Raw genomic sequence first — 18436 nt, 5'->3', positions numbered from 1 at the left:
TATAACTACAGTATTGAATGACTCGCGATTATTGTTTACTTTTAATATTGAGCACCATTTGATGATAATATTGACGAATGGTAAACCTAGGATGATAGATGCAACATTGCACGAGCTCCAGGAAGTATCCGTTGAAAGTGCAACTATAAAGTTAAGCTAATCATATTGAGTCAAGCAAATGAGCACCCATGCAAGTCGAGGGATGTTATTAATGTTTTCGCGTTTTTTTAAAGTAAAACAACAACCTGATTATTATGAATTAGGTGGACCACGTAGTTACCATAAATTTAGGTATCAAAATACTTCAGTAATATTAATTGGTGAAGTTCATAACCCAATATCTCTTGATTTGGATCATGAATATATAAGTATTTTTAACAACTATGTGGCAAATAATAGGGTGATTTTATTCCTAGAAAGTGATGGTACTCCCCGGCCAAAAGGCACTCATGGCATTGACTTTATGAAATCGTTAGAACAATTAACACCCTCACCTAATTTGGAAATGGTATTTGCAGAAAAAAGAAGTGAATTTTGCGATGAAAAATATGTGTATTTGTGGCTTTTTCTAGAGAAGATAGAGGATATTGAAAAATCAATTAATCATAAAAAAACAAAATCCCATCAAACCTTTTCAAATACCACTGAATTTATGCATTCGGAAGCCTTGGATGATATAAGCCTACTTTATTCTCAATGCTGTTCTTTCAGAGAATTGAGAGATTTCCTTGTATCTGAAATTACTGCATTGGATAGCATGGCAGATAAATACATTAATAGTAATCCACAAATATATGCTTTTATTGGAGCGAGTATTCTAAATGTAAATGAGGCATTGGGATTATTGATAGAACTTGAGGAAGAGTATCGCTCACTACAGCTTGAGGAAACAAACCTTGAACAAAACAATTTAGTGAGTGTCTGTGTTGAAATGATGAAAAAAATTTCTTCATTTAAGCCAGCCTCGAAGTTACGTGATATTTACTTAAACTATTTATCAAGCTTTCATGATGCTACATTGCTCTGTGATATATGGGATAGGTTAGAAAAGAATCAAGAGCAGAGCACACTCATGGTGGTGATGGGAGATGGTCATATTGAAAGATTATCATTGCTATTGAAAACAATAGCTATAGAAGAAGCTTCAATATTTGCTGATCGTAAAGGGAGAGTAATTGCGCCGGGCACACTTGATAGGTTTCTAAAGAATAATTTTGAAGAAGCTTTGCATCAAGAGAAGGTTTGTTTGGTGATGTAATTATGCTTTTAAAATTTACACAATTGATTGTTCTGACACTTACACTGTTTTTATCAAGTGCTTATGCGATGCAAATAGCGATTACCTTAGATGATCTACCAGAGAATGGATTATTAACTACTGGAATCACTAGAGTGCAAGTTGCCGATAAGATAATGAACACTCTGCAAAAGCATCATATTCAAGGTGTGTATGGATTTGTAAATGGTAAACCATTAATATCCGATCCAGAAAAGTTTACTATTTTAAAAAATTGGATAGCATCGGGACAATTACTCGCAAATCATGGTTATAGCCATCTAGATCTTGCCAAAACCAGTGTTGATGAATACCTTCTCGACCTTGAAAAAAATGAACCTATTCTTTCGACATTCATGGGAGAACAAAATTTTCATTTTTATAGATATCCTTATTTATCTGAAGGAGATATTAAATAAAAAAGAGATGCTGTCAGGGATTATTTAGAACATCATGGTTACAAGATTGCTCAAGTTACAGTAGATTTTTTTGAATATGAGTGGAATGCACCTTATACACGTTGTATTAATCAACAAAATGAGATGGTATTACGTTGGCTTAAAAATAACTACTTACTACAAGCAGAAAATGCTTTAATCATCGCACAAACCTTATCCAACTATCTTTATCAGCGAGAGATTACCCACGTGCTCCTGCTGCATATGAATGCGTTTACTGCAGAGATGCTGGATGAGTTGTTAACCCGTTATGAGCAAAATGGGGTTCAATTTATTGGCCTAGAAGAGGCGCTGAGCGATGAGGTTTATGATTTTAATCCAGATATTGCTAAAGAGCGTGCTTATACGTTTCTGAATCAAGTAAGATTGAAAAGAGGATTAGACAACCCTAATACAGTTCAGAAGCTTTATGACAGTTTTCCTGAAGAAGTATTGGCTAAGTTATGCCAAGAAAATGAGAGTAATCACGGCTAGCAGTGTTTTTAACTTGCAAATCATCATGGTGGGATAAATGAAGAGTAGTCTTCAGCATTATATTTTTCTAGCCATATATTTTTTTGTATTTATTACAGATATATGGGCAGGTGAAAGTTTAAATAATAACAAAAATAATGAAGTCATTGAACGTGTTAAAAAAGCAAAAACCTTTATTAAAGAGGTAGGAAAAGAAAAAGAAATTTTGACGTTTAGAATGACCTCCAGTCGCATTTTTGCTATTAACTTTGATGGTAAGGTTTTAGCATCTCCATTACATCCTGAGACAATTGGAACTAATCAATTTGATTTTAAAGATGCCTCAGGATTATTAGCAGTACAGGAAGAAATAGCAAAGGCAAAAGTCGGAGGTGGATGGCTTCAAGGTCGTTTGCGACAAAATCATGCAACAGGGAAATTCGCATGCAGAAAAATCTATATTCTGCCGATGCAAGGCAACTATTTAATTGGTTCTTGGTATTATTATCCTGCTGATAAAAAAAAGAGATGTTTAATTTAGGGTGTGTTAACAATAGTAAAAGGTATCTGGCTAATGCATTTCAAACAAATTTTGGTTGTAAAAGAAACACACGAGAATGAAAAGCGGATTGCATTAACACCGCAAAAAGTATCTCTGTTAGTGAGCAAAGGGCGTCGAGTTTTGGTGGAAGCAGGAGCTGGTTTAAGTGCGGGTTTTACCGATTCAGATTATATCCAATCTGGTGCCGAAATTTATTCATTAAATATCTCAGGATTTCCTCCTAATACACTGATTGTTAGAGTTCTTCGTCCTAGTAAAGAGCGCGAGCTGATGGAGTACAAGCTCTTTCATGAAAATACAGCTATGCTGGGATTTTTATTTCCATTTGTACCAGATAATCATATTGCCGCATGGCAAGCATTAGGATTGACTACGTTATCATTTGATTTGTTTAAAAGTTTGTCAATCTATGATCCCAAGAATGCTCAGGCTGCAATGAGTCGTATTGCTGGTAGGTTAGCTTTTTACGGTGCTCTCAATCATTATCGAGGCAAGTTACCCATAAAGTTGACTGTACTGGGTACAGGTGCGGCTGCAACAAGAGCTGCTTTTGAAGCGTTAAAAAATCATATTCCTGTTCAGGTTTTTGGTAGAAGAGAATATTATCGAGCCGAGCTAGAAGCGGCTGGAATGACATATTTTGTGTTACCCGAAGAAGGTAATCAAGCCGATGCCATTAAACCCTATTTGTTTGAACAAAGCATAATTATTGCTGCGGCACGTACACCTGGAAAAAAAGCACCTTTGTTAATTGATGAAGAGAGCTTAATGTTGTTGCCCGCCAATGCAGTAGTAGTTGATTTGGCAATAAGTAACGGTGGAAATGTGGTTGGCAGTAAATATGATCAGTGTATTACTGTAGAAAATGGGGTAACCATCATGAATGTGTCTGGATATCCAAAAGCAGAACCAAAAACCTCCAGTGAAGTCTATGCGGATTGTGTATGGAGTTTGCTTGAAGAGATTATGTCTGAAGAGGGTGAGGTATTGTTTGAGAATAAATTAGTCCAAGAAATTTGGGTAACACATCATAAGAAACGACATGATTCACTTTACGCAGACTTTAAATGTAATGAAAAGGAGTAAGCATGTTCCACGACATATCACCAGCAATCTTACGCAGAATGAGTTACTTAGAAAACAGGGATAAACTTGAAATGTTAGGGCAAGTTGAAATAAAGCACTTCAATAAACTGCGCCAAATTCCTCCTGAAACTGGGCGATTTATTAGTCTCTTGGCAGCCAGTGTTCCTGATGGAAAATGGCTAGAAATAGGCACCAGCGCTGGATATTCAACTTTATGGCTATCATTAGCATGCAAATATTTAAAAACGAACATAACGACATTTGAGTTAGACCCACAAAAGATTGCTCTTGCAAAAGAGACATTTGCATTAGCAGAAGTGGAAGACTATGCAGAGCTCATTGCTGGTGATGTCTTTGAACATTTAGAAACATACAAAGACGTATCTTTCTGTTTTCTTGATACCGAAAAAGAATTGTACACGGATTGTTATGAAATCGTGATCCCTAACATGGTCCCTGGGGGAATTTTATTAGCAGATAACGTTGTTTCTCATCAGTCGGATCTTCAACCGATGATTGATCGTGCACTGGGAGATAATAGGGTAGACGCTTTGATTGTTCCTATAGGACAAGGTGTACTGCTATGTAAGAAATTGTAATTATTTTAATAAAAAAGAAACTGATAATGAAAATATCCTATGCTAATCAAATCAATGAACGTAAAAACAGCGAAGTATGCGTTGTCACTGAATATCCCCAACTGGACGATGAGCTTGATTTTGCCATCGTGAACATTTCTGGTCGTTACCCAGACAGTAACCATGCAATGAACACGAAATGTAAAGAAATGGTTTATATACAAGAAGGGACAGGGAGTGTCACAGTGAATCATATCAAACATATTTTAAATCCAGGTGACATTGTTCTTATAGAGGCGGGCGAAACATTTTTTTGGGAAGGCAACATGACGCTTTTTATTTCATGTAGACCCTCTTTTAGTGTTGAACAGCATGTGCTGATATAAAAACATTGCAAAAAAATATTAGGAGTTATTGTTGTAATGAGTCGATGGAGGTGTATACGTGAGTCATTTTAATCAATCGCATGAGGAGATGATTAATGCAATTATTGCTTATCATTTTAATGAAGTTCCCCAGTCAATTACCCGTATAACCATAGGCATTTGTAACGAAGTTTACTGTGTTGTTCTTAGTAATACGGAACTTATCGTTCGTTTAAGCCCAACCAGTAAATACTTATATGGTTCGCATGTGCATATTCCTGAGTTTAAATCCCTAGGGATAAAGGTGCCCGACATATTGAAAGAAGATTACAGTCAAACCCTTATTCCTTTTTGTTATCAAATACAAAGTAAAATAGCAGGGCAAGATTTAGGGGTGGTTATAGAGGCATTAAGTGCCTCCCAATTGATTGCCTTGGCAGGAGAGATTGCTACTATTTTTAAGAAAGTGGCTTCAGTACCAGTAACTTCACAGTTTGGAGTAATTTGGGGTGGCGATAATGATGTTAGTGATAGTTGGTCAGAGCGGATGAAAATATGGGTACAAGAGTCCATTGACAGAGGCAGAATCACAGGTGTGATGGACGATGAAATTGAATCGATAGCCACGCATTTTTATTCTGATTTCGAATCCTATTTTCATTCTATTAAACCCACCATGTACTATGGCGATATTTGCTCAAAAAATGTAATGATTTGTGAGGGAGCTTTCAACGGACTGGTGGATTTGGACGGTTTAACACAAGGGGATCCTCTTGAAGCCCTTGGACGTATTAAACTCAGTTGGTATGGTACTTCTTATGGGGAGCTCTATAGCAATGCGATCATGAGCAAACTGAATCTAGATAAACAACAACGACGATTAATAGCGATGTATGCGCTGTTAAATCAAATATCATGGATGTGTGAAAATGGTATACAATTTAATCAAAATACCAAGCCTATTGTGGATTGGGAAAAAGCCAAAAATGATAAGGTAACATTGATCGAGTTAGTCAAGGAACTTGAACAATAAGTGGGAAATAAATCATGTCGGACAAACTAGAACAACGACTCATTCAAGTGGTTGCTTATGATGTCAATTGGCCTATGCAATTTAAGCAGGAAGCTCAAGTGGTCAAAGAGGCTTTAGGCAATAATTGTATTGAGATTCACCATATAGGTTCAACCTCAGTACCGGGTTTGGCAGCAAAACCGGTGATTGATATGATTCCAGTTGTCTCTGATCTCCATCACGTGGATAGTGCCAATGATTCATTACTCAAATTAGGGTATGAAGCAAAAGGCGAATTTGGCATCCCCTTTCGTCGTTATTTCCAAAAAGGGGGTAACGAAAGAACTCATCAACTGCATGTTTTTGAGCATGATAATCCTGAAATTGAACGACATTTAAAGTTTCGAGATTGGATGCGAAGCCATGTTGAAGACAGAGAAGCTTATGCGCGATTAAAACAGTCATTAGCAGAGCAATTCCCTTATGACATAAATAGTTATTGTCTAGGAAAAGAAGAATTTATTGCAACCATTGACAGACAAGCAGGTTTCACGGGGTTAAGGATGGTCAAGGCGCTGACTACGCGAGAGTGGAATGCTGCACGCCATTTTAGGCAATTTTATTTTTTTGACAAAGCCGGGCTATCTGATCCTTATACCTGGACGTTTGAGCATGAGGCGCATGTGCATTTTGTGTTATACCAGGGTGCTGAGATCATAGGTTATACACATTTACAATTATGGCCTCATCATCGCGCTGCTTTGCGTATTGTTGTCATTGATGAAACCAAACGCAATTGTCAGTATGGCCGCTATTTTTTAGGGTTGTGTGAGAAATGGCTTAAGTGTGCAGGGTTTAGAAGTCTGCATATTGAATCCTCGCCTTCAGCATTAGCATTTTATCGGAAGCACGGATACATCGACATGCCGTTTGAGGATCCTGATGGTTATGAAGGTGACCCTCAGGATACTGCAATTGGGAAAATACTTTAGGAAAATATTTTGAATTTAAAAGCAATGCAATCAGCTCTTCATATTGAACAGGCTACATTAGATGATTATCCTATCATTCAAAATATGGCAAGATTTTATGTATATGATTTATCACGTGAGTGTGGTTTTATTTCTGAGGATTGGGCGTGTCCTGTTGATGGCCTTTATGAAAGTTTCGACTTTCAGAATTATTTTGTAGAGCCAACAAGAAAGGCGTATTTGGTAAAGATGGGGAAGGAGCTTGCCGGCTTTGTGCTGCTTAATCAGCAAGGCCACTTCTCTGAAACCAATTGGAATATGGGTGAGTTTTTTATTCTTGCTAAGTTTCAACATAAAGGGTTAGGTTATCTTGTAGCCCAGCAAATTTGGCATCAGCATGAGGGGCAATGGGAAGTCTCAGTCATTCCAGAAAATAAAGCAGCGCTAGCTTTTTGGCGTAAAGTGATAACCTATTTTACGCAAGGACAATTTACAGAAACACTTGAAACCGTCGATTACGATAAAGCACAGCCTAAACGCTATATTTTTTCCTTTAATACCTCTATTCAGATAGACCAACATCTAGATGAACCTTATCACATAGCATTTGTAGATGAAATTGATGAAGAGACTGAAAAACGCATGACAGCTGATTTAATTGCTTATGAAGCCAGTCATGGTATAGACGTAAATTATCGGCGATTTTCTATCACTCTCACTAATCATCAAAATACAATTATTGGTGTTTTGAATGCTTACACGGCGTTTGCTGAAATTTATGTCGATGATATATGGGTTCATAGAGATTATCGCCATAAGGGATATGGCAAGCAATTATTATCAGCATTAGAAGAACAGTTTAAGGGTAAGGGGTTTAACAATATAAATCTTTGCACCAGCGCCTTCCAAGCGCCGGTGTTTTATAAAAAATGCGGGTTTATTAAAGAATTCACTCGCATTAATCAGGTGAATCCACAATTAACCAAAACTTTTTTTGTGAAATTTTTCGATGATCAAAATCAATATCAAGGGCTTTTGTAATGAGCAATGATTTTCAAATTAGGTATACACCGAACCCATCCGCTGAAGAAATACAAGTGCTATACGATGGTATAGCAGGATTTGCGCAAGAAAAGAAAAATCAACCTCCCATTGAATGTTATGGTTTTTTTATCCATGATGACAATGACAACATTATCGCTGGATGCAATGGGTCAATGTATTATGGCTGTCTTTATATTGATTCGTTATGGGTGCATGAGTTATTGCGAGATAAAAACCTAGGTACGCACTTAATCCAGTCAGCAGAAACGCTTGGCAAAGAAAAAGGATGTTTATTTTCTACTGTGAATACCATGGATTGGGAAGCACTTGGTTTTTACCAAAAATTAGGATACTCGATTGAATATCAACGAACAGGTTATTTTCATCAATCAACGTTATATTTTTTAAGAAAATCTTTATTGGAAACTGACATTATCATCCGTCAACTAAGTGAAATTGACATAGATTTGTTATTTACAACATTTCAAGCACATCATTGGCTGAAACCAAGAGCTACTTTCGAACACTATTGGCAAGAGCAAATGGATGAAGAGCGATGTATGTGGCTTGCTTTTGATAAACAGGCGCTTGCAGGGTATATTACTTTGAAATGGCAGTCTTGTTATCAATCCTTCCTAGAGCAATCTATTCCTGAAATCATGGACTTAAATGTTTTACCCCCTTTTCGGAGCCAGGGAATAGGAGGTTTGCTATTAAAAACCGCCGAAGATGAGGCACGTAAAAAACATGAGGTAGTGGGGTTGGGCGTAGGGTTATACCGAGATTATGGCCATGCCCAACAACTCTACATTAAGAGAGGCTATCTCCCTGATGGCCAAGGTATCACCTATGACTACCAACTGATTGAGCCAGGAAATAGCGTTTGTCTTGATGATGATTTAATACTTTGGTTTACAAAGAAGCTTAAGTGAGCTTACGCATATCTTGATAGCTTTATAAAAAAAGCTTATCTAAATTAAGCTCGCTAGCCCAGCAATCGGCAACATCCACTTTTTTAGGTGGAAACAAATCGTTTAAAAGACGCGAAGCATGTTTAATGTTCTGAGAATTGGCTAACGAGGTTTCAAGTTTACTGGGTTTATGACCGCCATTAGCCGTTATTAATTCGTTAATTTGCTCAAAAGTTAGAAAATTATAATCATATTCTTCATCGCCACAGATTTTTTTGAATGTCTGTAAAAATAGGGTGTTATCATGAATAGATACCGCCTCTAAATATCCATTGCTTGAGTAATAAAGTTGTTTATCTTTCTCATGAAAAATATAAGCATCTTCTCCTTTACTCATCTTTAGCATCATTTCAAAGAGTTCTTTTTGATTTAAGTAAGGATTTTCTGGATGTATAAAGTAAATTTTATGACCCAATTCAGCAAGTGGTTGGCTACCTTCATAAGGGACTGCAAAGTAGCAATCATTGCGCTCGTCATATCCATAAGCAGAATATTCCTGCTTTTCGACAGCTTCAATGAATTCTTTACTGGGAGCCAGTGATTCAGGATAATTAGGTTTGTCTGTCTTTCCATTTTTCATGTGTGTCCTCCTGACGCATTTTATTTTTATGGAACAAATTCTAATAGTTGTAAAGTTATGGTGTTACAACTTAAATAAAACATCCGCAAGCTCATCTAACGTAGCAATATCGTCTAATGATAAAAGATCTGGTAATTTATAAAACACATCAAATGAATTATGTTGTGTAAGCCCCACGGCTTGCCTGTATAGCGCAAGTCCTAGGCATTGCTTAGAAAAATTCTTTTTAACAGGCCAATTGGATGCATCTATCACCGTTCTAAGTAATCTTTTATCCCAGTCGAATGTATCAAGTAATTTGCCTAATTCATAATGTCTATCTGTTATGGTGGCATCTCCCCAGTCAATGATACCCGTTAAGTGGCCATTTTCTACGAAAACATGCATATCAACCATATCGCCGTTTACAAAGCATCTGTCAAAGTCATCAAGTTTTGCAATAAAACTATCTACTTGAGGTATAAGATGCTTAGGAAGTATACTTTTTTCGACGGCACTGTTGAAATTCAATGTTGACCATTCATGATCGTGTTTAAGTCGACTATCGGTTGGTAGCGCATGGATTTTGCGTAGTTGTTGCCCTATCTCCATAGCAATATTATTTTTTTCCTCATGGGTTAAAGGTGTGTTTAACCAAGATTGGCCCGAGATTTTCGTGGAAATAATATAAGGCCAAGGATTATCTGTATTGGCAAATAGCTGGCCTTTTGCCAATATGTGTGGAGCTTGAATGGTTTGATCTTGCAGCAAATATTCGTGTGCTGCACATTCGGTATTAAAAGCGTTACGCCAATAGGGACGATGTCCAAAGAACTTAACTACAATATCCTGAATAAGAAAAACGGGGTAGGTTGAGTTAAAACCACAGACTGCAATTGAACGTTTGGCAGTATCAGCAAGGTGATGTTGCTCCAATACGTTAGCAATATAAGGCCACCAAAAATCAAGATCCGCCCGATACAAACAGTATTCGTCCTCTGCGGCAAAGACGAATGGGTTATTGGTGATAATATTTTTTTTGGACATTTTAGTATTTACCCTTGAAGCGCTTTCATTATTTTATCAACATCTTCCTCAACAGAAATAGAGTCGAGTGTTAGTGACGCTACTTTTTCAAATAAGCTATCACGCTCAAGATGTTGCTTATCTAGAAATGCTTTGAGATCGTCGATGGGAAGTAATGGAACGCGTCCGTCCTTCATCCGTTCAATTTGAACGGGTGTTGAAACTTTTAAATAAACAACACACTGTGAAGATAATAATTTTCTATTCTCTTCTGTGGCAATGACAGCTTCCTCCAATACTACAACGACATGTTCTTTGCCAATATAATGAGAAATTATTTCAGCTTCACATCGATGAAATGCCTCTTCACCTTCTTTACCTATAATGTCATATAAGTTTCTTCCGATATAGCGTTCCAAACTGGGATTAGCATCGATATATTGCCATCCAAGTTTTTTTGCTAAAGATTCAGCCAGTAAGGCTTTGCCTGCACCCATGTGACCAATGATGAAAATACGGCTAGGTTTAGTCATTCAATTTTCCAGGTTAAAGTTATATAAAACAAACATTAGCTCATGCATAGTATAGTATGAAATTTAATCATGGGCGATACAGTATAAATACGGTATCACAAGAGACTCAAACTACTCCATATCAAGCAGTTGTTTCAACTTAAACAATAAATCAGTTTTGTTTTGGCATCCAAGTTTGTTTTTTAAATGGGATAAATAGAATTCGACAGTACGGTAGGATAAACCAAGTTGTTGACCAATTTCTTTTGCAGTTAATCCGTTGATTACTAATTTTGCTACTGCCAACTGTTGCTTTGAAAGTGAATTGACACCAGAATGAACCATATTGGAAGACAAAAGACCTAGTTCAGAAATACATTGAAGAGCTTTATCCAATGGGTGCTTTCCTAGTACAATAGAACAGCCAAATATCCCGACAATTTTCTGCTCCTGGTATAAGGGGGATTTAATTGTTAGATATTGATAATGAATACCATTGGAGTGTTCAAGTTGATGTTCTAAAATGTTAATAGTCCTATCCTGCATAGCTATTTTATCTGCTTCTACTGCGAAATGCGCACTTTCCTTACTTAAAAAATCAGAGGCAATTTTACCAACTGCAGAGGACTCTGAGTCGAATTGACAATTAGCAGCACAGGTAGAGTTTATTTTACTAAGACCATAATGTTCGTTAACAAAATAAATGCTAAAGGGCTGTTTAAAAATAGTTTCAACGCTTAGCTGAGTTTTTTCTGGGCACGAGTCAGGTGGTAATAATTGGATACCATTTTTATAGCGAGAAAGGATGAGCTCGTTGCTGATCATATCTGATTTGTCAAAAATTAATGTATTCTAGTAAGCGTATTATAACAAAATGTATTCTATTTGACCATGTGCCAACAGAGTATTGTCATGATTTTCTCAAGCAAATTATGGTGAGAGGAGTTGTTCTTGCCATTTATTTTCTATAGAGCAATATTCTATTACATCAGATAATTCATCGGTTCTATAAGTATAAAAAACCATGCGTGATGGGATGAGTCTAAAGCCACAGTAATAGTCACTCACAGGTAGAGGCTGATCTTGTTGCGCTAACTTGTTGCGTTTGTCCTCAAGCAGTTGCTTGTTGGTTATTGGTTGTGCTGAAGTTGGGGCATAACTATGAAACCTAATTTGTGCCACAGGCGAATAAGTATTCCAATAATTTTCATTTTCAATGGCTGACAATGCAATGATGCTGCCATCAATCATGACTTCTCTTTCAAACAGCTCAAACCAAAAAGTGATGGAGGCGAGAGGGTTGCTGGTGAGCTCTACATATTTTCGTGTGTCTTTTTGAGTAAAAAACAAGAATCCGTTATCATTAATTTCACGAATAGCGACTACACGCCCATGAGGAACTGAATCAAGATTGGTTGTAGATAATACTGCTTGTTTGGGATCGGGAGCCCCTTTTGTTCGCTCTTCATCTATCCAGGATAATAAAATATTAATGGGATTGTTCATAATTATAATCGATTTGTATCAAAGCGCGCGTAGATGAGCTCATCGACTGGCTTTTGAGTTAAGCAATCTAATCTAAAGTGATGGAGTGTAGCCTCTAATATAAAACCACATTTTTCGGCAACACGTATGCTTTTGGTGTTTTCTTTCTGCATGCAGATTTGCACCCGAATAGCATTTAGTTTTTCAAACGCATGGCGTGTCAATGCTTGCACCAATTCCGTAGCTAATCCCAGCCCTACATAGGTTGTATCAAGCCAATAGCCGATTTCAAACATGGGGACTTCAAAATTACTTTTTTCATTATAACCGCTACCACCGATGATAAGGTTATTTTCCCTCAATACAACGACCATCGGAAATTGAGTGGGATGAGGGGCCTGCCATTGTGTAACAGCATCTTTGACAAAAATAGCAGTTGTCTCAAGACTGGGATCTGTTGCCCATGGCATCCATCGTTGTAGTGCCTCTAGTGATCGGTTAACCGCTTGATTCAGAGGTAATGCATCCCCTATTTGAGGTGGTCGTAGTATCAAGCGGCTAGTTTCAATCATCATCTATTTCGGCAGTCGTTATAATGCTAATTTAATCACCAAATGCGATTAAAAACAATTTAGCAAGTTCATCTGCTTTATCATCTGGCAAATAACTGACACCTTGGTGCACCTTGGCTAAGCGTTCTTGAGGGATATCTAGTAGATAGGCTAACTGTGCGATATCTTTGTTAAAGCAATGTTTCAATGCTTCAACCCAGACTTTCTGTAAATACTTGTTTTGAGCAAAATTAAATCTTATACCTTCTTCAAATTCAACGATACAAACCATGTTACAACTCCATGTACAAAATGTTTAACTTACATAGAGAAGTATATTGGACATGCAGAAGAAGCATATCCCCAAATTTGGGTATTTTATAAAAGTCCAGCTCTCAATGCTTTGGATACAGCTTCTGTAATATTGTAACAATCAAGCTTGCTTCTAATCGATTTAGCGTGGGTATTCACTGTTTCGTTGGAGAGATGCAGATGGTCGGCAATTTGTTTTACGCTCATTCCTTGAGAAATTAAACTGAGGCAATGGTGTTCTCTTTGCGATAGTTGAACCGTATATGCGGAGGTTGCTTTACGGGTGAGCACTTTTTTTCTATAGGTATTATCGGTAAGTATTTTAAGCCATTTCTGTTTAGGTAGTGCTGTTGTAATTTCGAGTATCATTGAATCGATGAACTGGCTAATAAATTGCTCAAATTGATCTCGTACTTGAAAATAAAATTTATAAGGATCAGCTATTTTTTCAGTGTTATAGACTTCGATAATAAAATCGCATTCATCACATTGGCGCACCATAGCAAAAGTAGTGCTCAGCTTATACCTTTCCTCTAAAATCTGTATGATGGGGATTTGCATTTCATCATACTTTATTTCACGCTGAATGAAGAATTCTTTACCGTCATATAAATCATAATCATGGTCAATATCACCTCGGTATAACCCTTCAGTACGATAAGGAATAGCCCATAGGTACATGTTAGAGAGATAATAACGTTGATTATTTTTGAAAAACATTGCGATGGAAAAATTTGAAATGTCTTTTGGGCAATCTAGCTTTTTGACTAAGTGATCAATTTTATCTCTAAATCTAATCGATTCTGACAGCTCGTTATAGTCATTGAGATTAACACAAATATTTCCATTTTCATCGAGGCTATGCATTTACACTTTTCCTGAACTACGATACAACTTACAACCAAGCATTCAATATTTGATTCATCTTTTCTGGTTGTTCAAGCATAGCCATGTGGCCACAGCTTTCTATAGTGATTAACTCAGCGTTTTTGATATGAGATGCCAGATGCTCCGATTGCGCTTTAGGCATTACCACATCCTGTTCTCCCGCGATGAGTAAAGTGGGGCAAGATATGCTAGCGAGCAATAAGGAATGATCAGGCTTATTCAGCATAGCAATCAGCTGCTTTTTATAGTTTTCTGTACCAACCTCATAGGCCATAGATTGAAAGATGGGCATCAAAAAATCCTGTTTTTCTTTGTCACAAATAGAGTTTTTAAAAATGAGCTTGATAAGAAACTCAAATTTTCCTTTATTAATCAAATCTAAAGAACGTTCTCGCTCGAGAACACCTTTTTTAGACATGACGTTTGCAGCAGAGTTGATTAGGATAAGTTTTTCGATGTTTTCAGGTAGTTGTCTATAGAGTTCTAGAGCGACATACCCTCCCATTGAAAACCCAACTAAGGTAAATTTTTTAGGTGCAATTTGAGCATAACGCGAAGCCATTTCTACAATACTGTCGCTATTTAAAACATCAACAAAATGAACCTTTTTTTGTTGAAACAAAGACATTTGTTGAGTCCATAGCTTTGATGTGTTCAAAGCGCCTGGAATAAGCACTATATCCATGATAATGACCATATTATTTACATCACCCTTAAGGATACTTTATAGTGGCAATAATTCAAGCAAAACCTCGCTTAAGGCCGTTTCGGAGCATTTTTAATGAACAAATATTTTTCAAATAAAGCACTGTTCGCTGGCGTTGCCGGTACTGCATTACAGTGGTATGAGTTTGCGATTTTCGGATATTTTGCACCTATTCTTGCGACTACCTTTTTTCCTGAAAACAATACATTCGTCGCATTGCTCAGTGCATTTGGTATTTTTGCGGTGGGCCATTTGTTAGCACCACTAGGCTCAATTTATTTTGGTTATATCGGCGATAGGCTTGGACGAAAACGTGCTTTGAGCTTAAGTATTATAGCCATGGCTATTCCTACTGCATTGATGAGCTTTATCCCTGGGTATGCAATGATCGGTATTGCTGCTCCCATACTGATGACATTGTTGAGATTAATTCAGGGATTTGTGGCGGGTAGCGAATTTACGGGATCTGCTATTTTTCTGGTAGAGCATGCGCCTCACCATAAAAAAGCGTTTTATGGATGCTTAACGAGTTCTGCCTATAGTGGGGGAATGATGTTAGCAGGAATTGCTGCTTCTTTCTTCACAGCCAGCTTTATGCCGCAATGGGGTTGGAGATTAAATGGCATCGTTGCACTTGTGGGTGCTCTGGTCATTTATTATTTACGTACCCAAGTAACAGAAACACCTGATTTTCAAAAGATCCAACAAAAACAGCAAATGAGCCTGCCGTTTATGATGGCTTTAAAAGAAGCCCCTTACACTGTGTTGGGAGTTATTGGCATAGCCTGGCTGGTCGGTATCATGACGTTTGGTACGTATTTATATACCGTTACCTATTTGAACCATTATGTCCACGTTGCCTTAAGCGATGCGAGTTTCATTATCACTATTGCACTGGTAGTAGACGCGTTACTTGAACCTTTCATAGCCATACTTGCAGATAAAGTGGGATTGCTGTGGATCATTATTGTGGGGATGGTGACAATGTTGCTGCTCAGTATTCCTATCTTTTATCTGCTTTCTACAGGCCAATTTTCACTGATGATGATTGGACTAACACTGATGTCAATATTAATCGCAATCACATATGCGCCAATGAATGCCTATATGGTTTCCTTATTTCCAAAAGAGTATCGATATACAGGGTTTGGCTTTGCTTTTAACTTAGGGGCTGCCTTGTTTGGTGGTACCACTCCAATGATTATGCTTTGGTTGATACATCAAACGGATAATCTATTATCGCCAGCTTGGTATTATATGTTTGGCACGATAATTGGCTTAGCTTCTTTAGCATTATGTGAGTATGGAAGGCAAAGGATCCAAACTGCAAACTCTGTTTTAGTATATTAATCGTTGAGGTTTTCATCATGTTATTTTTTAGTACGGCAAGACACCCATTAGTTTTTAGAAAGTTATCCGAATGTCCAGAGCTCCTCCCTATTGCAGCACGATGGGCTGAAGAAGAATGGGGATATATACGTAATAAAGGCTTGGACTATCGTATGGAAGTGTTAACCGCCTTAAAGGAAGAAACCTATATTGGAACATTTAATGGTCAACCAGTAGCGATGTTTGCTCTATTCAATGATCCTGCAGAGGTATCAGAAAAAAAATTCAAACCTTTTCATTCTTATGAATTGATGTATGTTTATGTTGACAAGGATTATAGAAGCCTTGGGTTTGGAAAACAGATTGTACAAAAGGCAAAAGAGATAGCAAGGACTTCTAACGTGGAGTCAATTGTCCTCGATACCCTTAAACCCAGTTTAAATGGTTTTTATAAAAACCATGGTGCTGAAGTAGTTTGTGAGGGGGGGTTATTTTCCCATCCTACAGATGTTCTTCTCTTAAGGGCTTAAAAAAATTAGTGCTTGATCCAATAAAACACTTTGTGTTTTAATAAATAAAACGAAACGTGTTATTTTGTTTTGAGAATCAATTCCATTCGTTTTATAAAAAGGAACAAGCATGAGTAGTATCACAATCCTACCTAGACTGATTCGTCTAAGAGACGCTCCCGCTTATTTAGGCATGGAGCGCCATCGTTTTAATGATGAGGTTAGGCCTCAAATCATAGAAATCCCCATTGGTTCACAAGGAATTGCTTTCGATAGACTTGATTTAGATGCTTGGGTAGACGATTATAAGCAATGTAGTGGTCGTCCCGCGGCAAAGAAGAAAAGAGGTATGGAAATATGGGACGAAAACGAACGCCAGGGATCTATAAAAAAGGTAGTCACTGGCAAATTGATAAACAGCTCTTTGGATACCGACTTTGCGAAAGCACTGGCACTGGCGACCTCGAAGAAGCCGAAAAATATTTAGCAAGACGTATAGAAGAAATTCGGCTTGCTAATGTTTATGGTGTCAGACCGAAGCGAAGTTTTACAGAGGCGGCAACAAAGTTTCTAATGGAAAACCAGCATAAACGTAGTATTGAAGATGATGCTGGGCGTTTACGTGAATTGGTTAAATACATTGGGAAATTGTCGCTGGAATCCATTCATATTGGCTCGTTACAGCAGTTTATTGAAGGTAGGAAAAAAGATGGCGTATCTACCAGGACCATTAATCATGGTTTAAAAGTGGTACGACGGATTTTAAATCTGGCTGCAAGTGAATGGATGGACGAGTTTGGATTAACTTGGTTGGCTAATGCACCAAAGATAAAGCTTTTGCCGGAATATGATTTACGCAAGCCTTATCCGCTTAACTGGGAAGAGCAGCACTGTCTCTTTGATGAATTACCTTCTCATCTGGAAAAAATGGCATTATTTGCTGTAAATACTGGGTGTAGGGATCAAGAGATTTGTGAATTGCGTTGGGAGTGGGAAATCAGTATTCCCGAGCTGCCGCATATTATGGTGTTTATCATTCCTGCTGAGTTGGTTAAAAATGGTGATGAACGACTGGTAGTTTGTAATGAAACGGCCAGATCGATTGTGAACAGTGAACGAGGAAAGCATTCTACACATGTGTTTAGCTTTAGAGGAAGGCCGTTAGCCAGGATGTTGTCAACGGGTTGGCAACAAGCCAGAGTGAAAGCTGGCTTACCTCAGGTAAGAGTACATGATTTGAAGCATACCTACGGTCGGCGGTTACGAGCGGCTGGAGTAAGTTTTGAGGATAGACAAGACTTGCTTGGCCATCGTTCAGGGCGGATCACAACGCATTATTCATCAGCTGAGTTACAGAATCTTTATGAAGCATCCAATCGAGTTTGTGAAAAGCAAAAGAGTGGGGTAGTGTTAACACTTTTACGTAATACAAACTCTAGAGCTAAGCAGGTTGAAGTAAAGCGTGCAAATGTAGTTTCGTTGTGACTTCTGCACGTAGGTCCCGAAAAAGTCCCGAAGGGGATTTTTCAGGGTTTAGGATATCAAGGGTAACTTATTGATTTTAAAGGGTTAAATTGGTGGGCCCACTAGGACTTGAACCTAGGACCAACGGATTATGAGTCCGCTGCTCTGACCAACTGAGCTATGGGCCCGGAGAGGGGGTCATTTTAAACTTAATTTACTTAATGTGCTAGTTTTTTTTTATTTTTTTTGGATATTCTTATCCTTATTTTTTAAAATGAGGATAAGCAATTTAAGTTGTCTTTATCCTCATTTTGAATTT

24 protein-coding genes and 1 tRNA gene are annotated in these 18436 nt (G+C 37.6%); 15 read left to right on the top strand and 10 right to left on the bottom strand.

Features of this window, described 5'->3' with window-relative positions:
- Positions 1-178 precede the first annotated feature (178 nt).
- The 11 genes from Lsan_RS19440 to Lsan_RS19385 all read left to right on the top strand — a co-directional run bounded on the left by Lsan_RS19440 (position 179) and on the right by Lsan_RS19385 (position 8737).
- Entirely contained in the window at positions 179-1258 is a 1080-nt protein-coding gene (locus Lsan_RS19440; protein ID WP_058515756.1) for a hypothetical protein, read from the top strand.
- Positions 1259-1260: 2 nt separating this feature from the next.
- Positions 1261-1695: a polysaccharide deacetylase family protein gene (locus Lsan_RS19435; protein ID WP_133134194.1), complete on the top strand. Its 435-nt coding sequence runs from the start codon at positions 1261-1263 to the stop codon at positions 1693-1695.
- 123 nt (positions 1696-1818) lie between these two features.
- Entirely contained in the window at positions 1819-2208 is a 390-nt protein-coding gene (locus tag Lsan_RS19430) for a polysaccharide deacetylase family protein (protein WP_058515754.1), read from the top strand.
- 37 nt (positions 2209-2245) lie between these two features.
- Positions 2246-2728: a cache domain-containing protein gene (locus Lsan_RS19425; RefSeq protein WP_058515753.1), complete on the top strand. Its 483-nt coding sequence runs from the start codon at positions 2246-2248 to the stop codon at positions 2726-2728.
- Between the two features lie 33 nt (positions 2729-2761).
- Positions 2762-3835 (top strand): Rossmann-fold NAD(P)-binding domain-containing protein, encoded by a 1074-nt coding sequence (locus tag Lsan_RS19420; protein WP_058515752.1) that lies wholly within the window; start codon positions 2762-2764, stop codon positions 3833-3835.
- 2 nt (positions 3836-3837) lie between these two features.
- Positions 3838-4434 carry an O-methyltransferase gene (locus tag Lsan_RS19415; protein WP_058515751.1) on the top strand — a complete coding sequence of 199 codons (597 nt, stop codon included), beginning with the start codon at positions 3838-3840 and terminating at the stop codon, positions 4432-4434.
- A gap of 26 nt (positions 4435-4460) precedes the next feature.
- Positions 4461-4799, top strand: coding sequence for an AraC family ligand binding domain-containing protein (locus tag Lsan_RS19410; RefSeq protein ID WP_058515750.1), 339 nt, complete (start codon positions 4461-4463; stop codon positions 4797-4799).
- 58 nt (positions 4800-4857) lie between these two features.
- Complete coding sequence (locus Lsan_RS19405) at positions 4858-5811, top strand: phosphotransferase family protein (protein ID WP_058515749.1); 954 nt, start codon at positions 4858-4860, stop codon at positions 5809-5811.
- Positions 5812-5825: 14 nt separating this feature from the next.
- Complete coding sequence (locus tag Lsan_RS19400) at positions 5826-6782, top strand: bifunctional GrpB family protein/GNAT family N-acetyltransferase (protein WP_058515748.1); 957 nt, start codon at positions 5826-5828, stop codon at positions 6780-6782.
- A gap of 9 nt (positions 6783-6791) precedes the next feature.
- Positions 6792-7802, top strand: coding sequence for a GNAT family N-acetyltransferase (locus Lsan_RS19395; protein WP_058515747.1), 1011 nt, complete (start codon positions 6792-6794; stop codon positions 7800-7802).
- Complete coding sequence (locus Lsan_RS19385) at positions 7802-8737, top strand: GNAT family N-acetyltransferase (protein WP_237762217.1); 936 nt, start codon at positions 7802-7804, stop codon at positions 8735-8737. Before Lsan_RS19395 ends, Lsan_RS19385 begins: the two co-directional genes overlap by 1 nt.
- A gap of 22 nt (positions 8738-8759) precedes the next feature.
- On the opposite strand, the gene Lsan_RS19380 is transcribed toward Lsan_RS19385, so the two are convergent.
- The 9 genes from Lsan_RS19380 to Lsan_RS19340 all read right to left on the bottom strand — a co-directional run bounded on the left by Lsan_RS19380 (position 8760) and on the right by Lsan_RS19340 (position 14797).
- Entirely contained in the window at positions 8760-9356 is a 597-nt protein-coding gene (locus Lsan_RS19380; protein ID WP_058515746.1) for a hypothetical protein, read from the bottom strand.
- 63 nt (positions 9357-9419) lie between these two features.
- Positions 9420-10382 carry a phosphotransferase gene (locus tag Lsan_RS19375; RefSeq protein WP_058515745.1) on the bottom strand — a complete coding sequence of 321 codons (963 nt, stop codon included), beginning with the start codon at positions 10380-10382 and terminating at the stop codon, positions 9420-9422.
- An 8-nt stretch (positions 10383-10390) separates the two neighbouring features.
- On the bottom strand, positions 10391-10894 hold the full coding sequence (locus Lsan_RS19370; protein ID WP_058515744.1) for a shikimate kinase: 504 nt from the start codon (positions 10892-10894) through the stop codon (positions 10391-10393).
- Between the two features lie 111 nt (positions 10895-11005).
- Positions 11006-11698, bottom strand: coding sequence for a helix-turn-helix domain-containing protein (locus Lsan_RS19365; protein ID WP_058515743.1), 693 nt, complete (start codon positions 11696-11698; stop codon positions 11006-11008).
- A 105-nt stretch (positions 11699-11803) separates the two neighbouring features.
- Positions 11804-12385, bottom strand: a complete 582-nt coding sequence (locus Lsan_RS19360; RefSeq protein ID WP_162265636.1) for a pyridoxine/pyridoxamine 5'-phosphate oxidase — start codon at positions 12383-12385, stop codon at positions 11804-11806.
- Positions 12382-12933: a GNAT family N-acetyltransferase gene (locus tag Lsan_RS19355; RefSeq protein ID WP_058515741.1), complete on the bottom strand. Its 552-nt coding sequence runs from the start codon at positions 12931-12933 to the stop codon at positions 12382-12384. The genes Lsan_RS19360 and Lsan_RS19355 overlap by 4 nt, the downstream gene beginning before the upstream one ends.
- A gap of 28 nt (positions 12934-12961) precedes the next feature.
- Positions 12962-13201, bottom strand: a complete 240-nt coding sequence (locus tag Lsan_RS19350) for a hypothetical protein (RefSeq protein WP_058515740.1) — start codon at positions 13199-13201, stop codon at positions 12962-12964.
- Positions 13202-13287: 86 nt separating this feature from the next.
- Positions 13288-14088: a response regulator transcription factor gene (locus Lsan_RS19345; RefSeq protein WP_058515739.1), complete on the bottom strand. Its 801-nt coding sequence runs from the start codon at positions 14086-14088 to the stop codon at positions 13288-13290.
- Between the two features lie 28 nt (positions 14089-14116).
- On the bottom strand, positions 14117-14797 hold the full coding sequence (locus Lsan_RS19340; protein ID WP_058516087.1) for an alpha/beta fold hydrolase: 681 nt from the start codon (positions 14795-14797) through the stop codon (positions 14117-14119).
- A 93-nt stretch (positions 14798-14890) separates the two neighbouring features.
- Here Lsan_RS19340 and Lsan_RS19335 point away from each other — a divergent pair, with 93 nt between their 5' ends.
- From Lsan_RS19335 to Lsan_RS19320, 4 genes are all read left to right on the top strand, one after another.
- Entirely contained in the window at positions 14891-16165 is a 1275-nt protein-coding gene (locus Lsan_RS19335) for an MFS transporter (RefSeq protein ID WP_058515738.1), read from the top strand.
- Between the two features lie 17 nt (positions 16166-16182).
- Entirely contained in the window at positions 16183-16674 is a 492-nt protein-coding gene (locus Lsan_RS19330; RefSeq protein WP_058515737.1) for a GNAT family N-acetyltransferase, read from the top strand.
- 109 nt (positions 16675-16783) lie between these two features.
- Complete coding sequence (locus Lsan_RS19325) at positions 16784-17140, top strand: hypothetical protein (RefSeq protein WP_058515736.1); 357 nt, start codon at positions 16784-16786, stop codon at positions 17138-17140.
- 86 nt (positions 17141-17226) lie between these two features.
- On the top strand, positions 17227-18138 hold the full coding sequence (locus Lsan_RS19320; protein ID WP_058515735.1) for a tyrosine-type recombinase/integrase: 912 nt from the start codon (positions 17227-17229) through the stop codon (positions 18136-18138).
- 90 nt (positions 18139-18228) lie between these two features.
- Here Lsan_RS19320 and Lsan_RS19315 read toward each other — a convergent pair.
- Positions 18229-18305, bottom strand: a tRNA-Ile gene (locus Lsan_RS19315).
- Positions 18306-18436: the final 131 nt, after the last annotated feature.

The sequence above is a fragment of the Legionella santicrucis genome (assembly GCF_001468135.1).
In the GTDB taxonomy this organism is placed as follows: domain Bacteria; phylum Pseudomonadota; class Gammaproteobacteria; order Legionellales; family Legionellaceae; genus Legionella; species Legionella santicrucis.
Note: the sequence above shows the minus strand (reverse complement) of the source record. Positions and strands in the feature narration are given on the sequence as shown.